General features: G+C 71.5%; 8 protein-coding genes. 5 read left to right on the forward strand and 3 right to left on the reverse strand.

Annotated features, from left to right (window positions below; all coding sequences use genetic code 11):
- Positions 1-210, reverse strand: a 210-nt coding sequence (locus tag IJH84_RS11435) for a DUF1932 domain-containing protein (protein ID WP_295143785.1), incomplete at its 3' end; no start/stop codon positions are given.
- Between the two features lie 97 nt (positions 211-307).
- Positions 308-1,675, reverse strand: coding sequence for a hypothetical protein (locus IJH84_RS11440; protein ID WP_295143788.1), 1,368 nt, complete (start codon positions 1,673-1,675; stop codon positions 308-310).
- Positions 1,676-1,874: 199 nt separating this feature from the next.
- Between IJH84_RS11440 and IJH84_RS11445 the strand changes: the two genes are divergently transcribed.
- The 4 genes from IJH84_RS11445 (at position 1,875) to IJH84_RS11460 (ending at position 5,133) form a co-directional block, all read left to right on the forward strand.
- Positions 1,875-2,966, forward strand: coding sequence for a glycosyl transferase family 9 (locus IJH84_RS11445; RefSeq protein ID WP_295143791.1), 1,092 nt, complete (start codon positions 1,875-1,877; stop codon positions 2,964-2,966).
- 62 nt (positions 2,967-3,028) lie between these two features.
- Entirely contained in the window at positions 3,029-3,559 is a 531-nt protein-coding gene (locus IJH84_RS11450) for a hypothetical protein (RefSeq protein WP_295143794.1), read from the forward strand.
- Positions 3,560-3,561: 2 nt separating this feature from the next.
- Entirely contained in the window at positions 3,562-4,617 is a 1,056-nt protein-coding gene (locus tag IJH84_RS11455; protein WP_200069570.1) for an MAB_1171c family putative transporter, read from the forward strand.
- A gap of 216 nt (positions 4,618-4,833) precedes the next feature.
- A complete protein-coding gene (locus IJH84_RS11460) occupies positions 4,834-5,133 on the forward strand; it encodes a hypothetical protein (RefSeq protein WP_200069571.1) in 300 nt (99 codons plus the stop codon).
- Here IJH84_RS11460 and IJH84_RS11465 read toward each other — a convergent pair.
- Positions 5,121-5,759, reverse strand: coding sequence for a helix-turn-helix domain-containing protein (locus IJH84_RS11465; protein WP_200069572.1), 639 nt, complete (start codon positions 5,757-5,759; stop codon positions 5,121-5,123). The two genes, IJH84_RS11460 and IJH84_RS11465, sit on opposite strands and share 13 nt — an antisense overlap.
- A gap of 546 nt (positions 5,760-6,305) precedes the next feature.
- Here IJH84_RS11465 and IJH84_RS11470 point away from each other — a divergent pair.
- Positions 6,306-8,822 carry an NACHT domain-containing protein gene (locus IJH84_RS11470; protein ID WP_295143801.1) on the forward strand — a complete coding sequence of 839 codons (2,517 nt, stop codon included), beginning with the start codon at positions 6,306-6,308 and terminating at the stop codon, positions 8,820-8,822.
- Positions 8,823-8,953: the final 131 nt, after the last annotated feature.

The following is an 8,953-nucleotide window of genomic DNA, read 5'->3' on the forward strand; positions in this document are numbered from 1 at the left end:
CAGCGGCCGCGCAACCGGGCTGAGCACGGCGTCCGCGGACAGCCCGGTGAGTTCCCGCTCGGCCGCCCAACGCGCCAGCACCGCCGACGCGGCCCGCGCCGGCTCCGCGGGCAGCCCTTCAGTGTCCAGCGTCCGCGCGATCTCGTGCATCTCCGGCCCCCACTGCCAGGCGCGTTCGGCGACGCTCGGCAGGTAGTCGCGCGCGAGCACCACAGCACGGTGTGCCCCCGGCTGCGCAGTTGAACGCCGACCGCGGCACCCATCTCGCCCGGGTGCAGCAGGCCCACGGTGCTCGGTTCGGCGGGGGTCATCTCGTGCGCTCGGGAGTCCGCGCGGAGTCGCAGAACGACGCGATCCGCTCGCGCAGGTCCAGCGCCAGCGGGGTGCTCTGCAGGTTGGGCCGGTGCAGCACGTTCGTCAGCTGCCGCAACCGGCGCAGCACGCTGTCGGTGCGGCGTTGGCCGGCCGCCTCCAGTACGGACTGCACCTGCTCGGCGGCACCATCCAGGTCGTCCCGGCCGAGCCGGGCGATCGCCAGGTCCAGCCGGGTCAGGCTCAACTCGCCGAGCCTGCGCAGCTCCGGCGGATCCTGCCCGTAGAGCTCGACCGCCTCGACCGCGGCGCGTTCGGCGCGCTCCAGGTTCCCCCGCTCGCCCAGCCACAACCACGCCGAGGCGCTGTAGAAGGTCTGCTTGGCCACCGGGAACGCCATCAGACCGCCCGGTTCGTCCTCGCCGATCACCTGCTCGCGCGCCTTGTCGGCACGACTCAGCGCGTCCTCGGCGGCGCGCTGATCACCCAACCGCGCGTGCGCGCGGGCCTCGATCGCGGCCAGCCGCACCCGCGGCGTACCGGTCTCCGGCACGTAGTCCCAGCCCTGCCCGGCGAGTTCCACCGCGTCCCGCGGGCGCTCGTCCCAGTAGGCGATCAAGCTCTGCGTGCCGCGGATCCAGGAGCGCAGCGAGTCGTTGCCCGCCAGCTCGGCGCACAGGAACGCGGTGCGCGCCTGGGTTTCCGCGGCAGGCAGCTCGCCCAGGTCGAACGACGAGTTGGCGAGCACTCCGCACACCACTGCGCCGACGAGGTAGAGGTGCCGGGTCCGCGCCGGGGGCTGCCTGCCTTCGAGCAGCTCGAACACCCGGTCCCGGAGTTCCCGCAGCTCCACGAACAGCGGGTACACCGGCCGGTTCGGGTAGGTGGTGACGATCCGGTGCACATCGGCCTGGAACTGCTCGACGGTGTGCGGGCCGATGTTGCTCTGCTCGGCGAACTGCCCGAACCGGGCGGATTCGACGGCCGCCATGGCGACCTCGCTTTCGTTCGACGCGTCCGGACGGTCGGCATCGCGCTGCGCCGGAGGCCGGTCCTCGGCCGTCCGGACCGCGTCCTCCTGCCGCATTTCTTGCGACCGCGCTCGTTCCGACAGGGGTGGGCCGAACAGTTCCTCGGCGGGTGCGTCGAACATCCGCTCCAGCACCCGGCAGGTCGCCGGGTGCGGCAGTCCGCCGAGCAGCCCGCCGAGCCACCGCCCCGCCTGCCGCTGGGACACGACGGTGCGCTCCCCGAGCTCTTCGGCTGCGGCCTGGAAATCGGCGCAGAACTCCCGCACGGTGCGGCGGTGCTGCCGCAGCACCTGTTCCAGCCGGGTACGCGCGGGCGGTTGTGCTGCGAGCACTTGCGGCCTCCGATCACCTCGGCGATGCCGTCCGCTGAATTGCTCCGGCCGGTCCGGCCGTGCGAACAGCCTATGAAGTGAACGAGATGTTCCACACCGATGTCAGGCAAATGTCGGACTGGCGCGGGCGAGGTGTCGTAGCAGTGTCCGGCGCGTTCGCCGCAAACTGAATTGTCGAGATCGGCGGAGGTGATCGCGCGTGTCGATCCAGCAGGATCTGATCGAGTGGCAGGTGCAGGACGTCCGGTGCCATCGCGGGGGCAGGATGCTCGTTCCCGCGGAGCAGGCACCTTTCGGCCGGACACTGCCATATCGCAGATTCGCGGGGGAACGGCCGAATTCCGGTTGTGCGGAAATCGTGCGTTCCCGGGGCTGGATCGCGGACCTCGGCCAGCGCGGTCTCGGTGATCTGCTGCTGGGACTGTCGGCGGTGACCGCGCTGCGCGAGGTCAGCGGGGACGTGCCGCTGCACTACAGCGGTCCGGAAGCGCAGCTGCTGCGGCGCTGCGCGGTGCCGCTGGCATCGGCCGAGCACACCACGGGGCCGCACGTGGTGCGCACCGGAACCCGCTCGCCGGTGCGGTTCCGGATCGATCCGCAGGAGCATCCGACCTGGCTGGACCGGCTCGGATCGGGCCAGGTCGAGGTGCACGCCGCGCTGCCGATGCGGCAGTACCTCGCGGTGGAGCAGAGCCTCGGCCAGCGGCTGTCCGCCGAGGCAGCACCCGCGCCCGGCTTCCGCTCCGCGCAGGCCGCGCAACCGTGGCACGTGGTTTTCGTGGCCGTGCCCGGCAGGCTGCGGCACCTGGAGTTCCAGCTGTCCGGTTTCGCGGCGGTGGCCCGGGAATTGGTCGGCACGGTCGCAGCGCCCTGGCGATTCACGGTGATCACCGCGCGCAACACCGCCGGCGCGGACGACTTCGACGGACTGCCCGCCGACGTGCTCCGCGAGCCGGATGCGGCCGAGTGCGTGGACCTGTTCGCCTCGGCCGAGCTCGTGGTGGGCACCGACTCGGGGCGCACCCGGCTCGCGGCGCTGACCGAGCGCGCCGACGGGCACGGGCCGCTGGTAGTGGGGTTGTACTCGCGGCACGCGCACACGAAGTGGACCACCGGCCGAGCCGGTCACCACGCGATCGCGACCCGGTTCGCCCAGCTGCTCGCGCTGGCCGATCGCAGCGCCGAACCGGCAGAGCTGACCGACGAGACCTGGGGTGCCCAAGCGGACCTGCGCCCGGTGTCGCCCGCGCTGGTCGCCGAGTTCGCCGCACGCTGCGCGGGATGGTGCTGACCGGCAGGAAATCGGTTGCCGAACCGGCCGGGGCGGCGCACCGCAGTGGTACGTTCACCGCGATGTTCACGGGGAGAGGACGTCGCGGCCGCGCGCGTGCGCTGCGGCGGTTGCTGCGGGATCCGGCTTTCCCGCGCCCGTTCTCGATGGACGCGTTCTGCGAGCTGATCGCCGAGCGCCGCGGGCGGCCGGTGCACCTGCACCCGTTCAGCCCCTCGGACACGGGCACCCCGAGCGGCATGTGGTGGGCCACCGCGACCGCCGACCACCTCTTCTACGACGCGGGCACCAGCCGCTACCAGCAGCACCTGATCATCTTCCACGAGATCGGGCACATGCTGCTCGACCACGACTGCCCGAGCCTGGAGGACAACCGGGCGGTGACGTGGCGACCGGATCCGGACGATCCGGAGTCGCTGCGCGGCGGGATGTCCCGCATCCGCTACACCTCGCGGGAGGAACGCGAGGCGGAGTGGGCCGCGACCCGCATCCGCCGGATGATCGGCACGGCTTCCGCGCCGTCGCCGCACAGCGGCGTGCTGGGCCGGTTGGAGTCGGCGGTGGGTTTCCACCGGGAACACGAGGACCGGTGACGATGACGCTGGAGACCGCGGGCATCGCGGTGCTGTGGATCGTGCTCGCGCTGCGGCTGCCCGGTGCCGTGCGGCACCGCGAACAACGCGCGTTGTGGGCAGCGGTCGCGCTGCTGGGCTTGCTGACCACGTTGTACGTGGGTGCGGTGCAGGACGGCTTGGCCGACCGGGCCGGGAAGTACTACGTCTACCTCGGCACGCACCTGGTCAGCGTCGCCACGGCAGCGGTGACGCTGCACTTCCTGCTCATCGCGGACGGGCGGCGACGCCGAGCCGGGTGGGTCTACGGCTCGGCCGGGGCGACGATCGCGGTGCTGATCGCCGTTTACGCCGCCGCTTCCCCGGAGCACCCGGAACCCGGCAACGCTCCTGAGCTGCCGCTGGCCTACTTCTTGCTGGTGTCGCTGTTCAGCGTGGTGGCGTTGGGGATCTGCGCGGCCGTGTGCGGGATCAGCGCGCGGCGAGCGGATCACTGGTCGCTGCGCTGGGGACTGCCGCTGCTGGCGGCCGGGTGGTCGCTGAACGCGCTGCCGTGGCTGCTGAACATCGCGTGGCTGCTCACCGAGGACGACCGGTGGATCGCCGGTTTCGCCTCGATCGACGGGGTCAGCGCGCTGTGCCTGGCGGCGGGTACGGCGTTGCCGGTGGAGACCGCGGTGCGCGCTCGGATCCGGGACGGCCGCGATCATCGCAGTCTCGGCCCGCTGTGGCGCTCGCTGACCGCAGATGCGCCCACCGTCGTGCTGCGACGTCCGCTGCTGCCGATGCGCTGGCGCCTGGAGCGCCGCCTCGCCGAGATCCGCGACGCGATGCTGGCGCTGCGCAACCACGTCACCCCGGAGGAACTGGCGGATGTCCGCAGGCACGCGGAGAGCGAGGCCGCTGCGGTGGCCGCGTGGCTGCACACCGCTCAGCGGCGCAAACGCGCGGGTCATCCGCCGCAGCCGCACGTGATCGACCTGTCCGCGACCGGTGACGATCGCGCCTCGGAGATCAGGTTCCTCCGGCAGGTCGCCGAAGCCCACCGCAACGCCGCCGTCCTAGGCGATGTTTCATAAGCGGCGTCAGCCGCTTGCCGGTGGTCGAGGACTAAGCCGGACCACCGGCGGGTTCTCAGGCGTCTTCTGGCGAGGACAGCGGCCCGGACCTATGAAGACGCCGAGTAGGGAGCTACTTAAGGATGAGATCCCGGAGCCAGCAGGCGTCTGAGGTTCCGCTACCTGACCCGCTACGCAAACCCTTTTAAAGCACTCCGTCGAGGAAGGAAGCCGCTCATGACCGGTTTCGTGCAGCTGATCGAGTACCGCACCGACCACCCCGAGCAGGTCGACGAGCTGCTCGACGAGTGGATCAGCACCAGCGAAGGCACCCGCACCGCCACCCGCACCCGGGTCTGCCGGGATCACCACGACCCCGCGCGGTTCGTGGAGATCCTGGAGTTCCCGTCCCGCGAGGTCGCGATGGCCAACTCGGAACTGCCCGCCACGAACGCGATCCACGAGAAGTTCGCGCTGCTGTGCGAGGACGGGCCGCACTTCACCGACCTGGAGGTCCGGCGCGATCAGCCGTTGTGAGACGGCGGTCCCTCGCGCTGCTCCTGCTCGGCGATGGCGCGCAGCACCCGGTCCACGTCGTTCGACGAGGGACCGTCCTGCCCGCCGCGAGCGGCGATCAGCCGGGCGGGGACCGGCTCGTCCCGCCCGGCGGGCGGCAGCGCGGGGTCGTGGCCGCAGCGCTCGTCCTCGCACCCGGTGAGGTAGTCCGCGGTGGTGTCCAGCAGCACCGCGAGCCCGTCGACGATCTCTTCGCGCGGGTTGGTGTTGCGGCACGAGGCGAGCTGCTGGAGGTACTGCGCGGAGACCTTCACGTGCCAGCGGCGGTAGAGCTCACCGGCCAGCACGGCCAGCGAACAGCCCCGCTGCCGGTACAGATCGCGGAACCGCTTGCCGAGGAACTGCCGTTCGTGCCCGGTGAGGTAGCCCACCGTCGACTTCAGGATCCGCGCGAGCTCCGCGGCGTAGCAGGGCAGCGGCTGGTCCGGTTCGCGGCCGAGCCGCGCGAGCCCGGCCCTGCTCACCGGGATGCCGCGCTTGCGCAGGTCACGCGCCAGTTCGGGATAGGTGTAGGAACGCTGCCTGCACAGCAGCCGGAACCGCTGCGCGCTGATGCGCTGATCGCCCGGCACGACGAACACCCCCACGCGGCACTCCGGCCGCATCCCTCGGCCTGTTCCTGCTGGCACCACTCTAAGCGCTGATCCCCTTGTCTCCGGGTGGATGCACACTTTAGGCTGCTCACCAGCAGGAATCAACTCAGTTTCAAGCGACCGCTGGAAGCTGGCCGGACGCGAGCCGGAGTCCTGCTGATCGACCGGAGGGGTCGGGTGAGCACCGCGCAGCGGTGCGCCGGATGCCGGCCTTGGGGGTGCACGACATCCGGCAGCGGTCCGGTGGGCGTTGCGGCGCCCACCGGACCGAAACCGCGGCATGTCCCTTGTGGATAGCTCGGGCCGGAGGGGACGCGCTCGCTGCGGCCCGGAACGCACCGACCGCTCGCCCGCTCACCGCAGCCGCGAATCCGATGCCGCCGGCGGCACGAGCCGCCCGCCTGCGTCGAGATCGATCCGTTCGGCGCGGCACTGATCACACTCGGCCACGCCAACCGGAATGGACCGTTTACAGTCCGTGCCCGGGCGCACCATAGTCGGTAAGCGGACGCGGCCATCGAACCAGCAGGAGAGATGATCATGCCGAACAGGCTCACCCGCACCGTGCGAACGCTGCTGCTGCTCGGCGCGGGCATCGCGATCACGCTGGTCCTGGTGCCCACCGCGATCAGCATCGGTACCGGTGGCAGGCTTCCGGACGTGCTGCAGCCGCTGGCGGACCTGCTGTGGCCGCTGGCCGGCGCGTTCGTGGTCTTCGCCGCGGCGCTGGCGCTGTGGGAACGCGCCACCAACTCGGACAAACCGCTCATCGCTCGGCGGCTGAACAACACGGCGAATCGATCACGTTCGGTAGTCGATTCCGAGCACTACGCCCGCGAACGGCTCAAGGGCTCGCTCGGGGAGCACGTGCGGCTGTCACTGGAGCTGGACGAGCTGCCGCCTTCGATGGCCCGACCGGCGGACCGGCTGCTGCAACCGGGCAACGGCAAACCGAGCAAACTGCCCGCGGACGCGGACCTGGCCGCCACCCTCGACCAGGCGCACGGCGCGATGCTCGTGCTCGGCGGACCGGGTGCGGGCAAGACGACGCTGCTGCTGGAGCTGACCCGGGCGCTGGCCCGCCGCGCCGCGGCCGACACCGGGCGGGCCATCCCGGTGGTCGTCGACCTCGGCTCCTGGGCGATGTCCGGATGGCGCGCCGACGAGCGCAGGCCCGCACCCCCTGGCGAGTTCCAGAAGTGGCTGCTGCGCGAGATCGAACGCCGCTACACGATCCACCCGTCGCTGGGCCGGATCTGGCTGGAGCAGGGCAAGCTCTCCCTGATGCTGGACGGGCTCGACGAGGTGCCGGCCGACTACCGGCAGCGCTGCGTCCGCGAGATCAACGCGGTGCGCGACGAGTTCCCCATCCCGGAACTGGTCGTGTGCTGCCGCGACGAGCACCACGAAGCGCTGACCGAGCCGCTGGAACTGCACACCTCGGTGACGGTCAACCCGTTGACGCGCAGGCAGATCGTCGAATACTTCACCCGCGGCGGCCCGCGGCTGGACGGGGTGCGCACCGCGCTGCGCCGCGACCCGGAGCTGTGCGGACTGCTGGACACGCCGCTGATGTGCAACGTCGTGGCGCTGGCTTTCCGGGACCGTCCGGCGAACGAACTCGCCGTCCGCGGCACCGACGCGCAGCGGCGCGCCAAGCTGATCGACGAGTACTTCTCGGCTGCGCTGAGCACGGGCCGAGGCTCCGAGCTGCCCTATCCGCCGGATCGCGCGCTGCGCACGTTGCGGTTCCTGGCACGGGTTTCGGCGAGCCCGCTGTGCAACGACCTCACCGCGCGCACCCGGTTGCCCACTCTGGTGTCCTGGGCGCGGTTCCTGCCCACCACCACCGTGGCGCACGTGTTCGCGCGCGGGCTGCCGGGGCTGCTGGCCGGGGCGACCACCGGTGCCACGCTGGCGACCGGGATGCTGCTCGGTCCCGCCGCCGGGCTGATCGCAGTGCTCGTGCTGGTCGGCTACGTGCTCTACATGGACTACCTGGCGACGCTGCCTTGGCTGCGCCCGGCGGGCAAGGTCGGGACCGTGCCGCAGGGCTGGATCACCGCGCTGGGCGGCTATGCGTTCGGGCTGGTGGTGAGCCTGGCGCTGAGCGGGCTGATCTCCCCGTGGACGACCGCGCTGGCGAACGCTCCGAATTGGGTCGGCGTGATCGCAGTGGTGCTGGTGTCGTTCCTGGTCATCCTCGGTGCGGTCGAGTCGTGGTCGAGGATGCCCGGCAACAGCGCCACGATCGGGCTGCTCGGCACGATCGGCGTCGGGGTGCTGATGTTCTGGACCGGGCCGGGGGAACTGGTCAAGTCGATCGGCATCGGGCTGGTGCTGGGCATCTGCGCGGGTGTGGCCACCGCGGCCCGTGACGAGGTGTGGTGGGCGTTCACCGAGGAGCACTACGAGACGTTCGAGCACCCGGCGCCTGCTTTGCTGCGCAGCTCGGCACCGCTGGTCGCGGTGGCCGGGCTGGTCGGCGTGCTGCCGACGCTGCTGCTGGGCCGCCCGTTCGACGTGGAGGCGCTGACGGCGGGCGTGGGACTGCTGATCGGCGGGCTGTCCGCGCCCGCGGTGTGGCACAGCGACGTGTTCCCGTTCGACACCTTGAAGAACGCCGTGTCCGAGTGGCTCGGCCGGGCGCTCGCGCTGACCGAGCTGCCGCCGCGGCGCTACGCGCTGCTGCGCCGGCTGGCCGAGCGCAGCTTGCTGTCCAAAGTGGATGGCGGCTACCGGTTCACCCACCTGCGGCTGCGGGATCACCTGCTCGGCTACGAACCGAAGCGGAACCGGGCGAAGCCGGTGGCGACCGGAGCAGCCACCGACGCGGAGTCCACATCGGACTCCGCAGAGCCGGTGCAGGGGGCGGAGCAAGCGCAGGCGGACGGCGGTAGCAAGGCGGACTCCACGGAGCAGCCGAAACCAGCCCAGCAGCCCGAAGCGGCGGAGCAGAGCGCGCAGCCGAAGCAGGCGGAGCAGCCGAAGCCCGCCGAGAGCTCGCAGGGCGATTCGGACGCCGAACCGCCGAAGTCCACCGCTCCGGCGCTGTGACCATCGGACTCAGCCGCGCGACGCCGTGTCCAAATGCGACTTGGCGACCTGCTGGAGGTGCTCGACGTCGCTGGAGACGCTGGCGAAGGTGAACCCTTCCGCCAGCCGCCGCGCGGCCGTCGCGCCGTCCG

It is taken from the genome of Saccharopolyspora sp., from assembly GCF_017434145.1.
GTDB lineage: Bacteria > Actinomycetota > Actinomycetes > Mycobacteriales > Pseudonocardiaceae > Saccharopolyspora_C > Saccharopolyspora_C galaxeae.

Bases quoted from the DNA above. Each gene is read 5' to 3' on its own strand.
- IJH84_RS11470 (WP_295143801.1), top strand. From the start codon at position 6,306: ATGCCGAACAGGCTCACCCGCACCGTGCGAACGCTGCTGCTGCTCGGC.
- IJH84_RS11455 (WP_200069570.1), top strand. From the start codon at position 3,562: ATGACGCTGGAGACCGCGGGCATCGCGGTGCTGTGGATCGTGCTCGCG.
- IJH84_RS11450 (WP_295143794.1), top strand. From the start codon at position 3,029: ATGTTCACGGGGAGAGGACGTCGCGGCCGCGCGCGTGCGCTGCGGCGG.
- IJH84_RS11460 (WP_200069571.1), top strand. From the start codon at position 4,834: ATGACCGGTTTCGTGCAGCTGATCGAGTACCGCACCGACCACCCCGAG.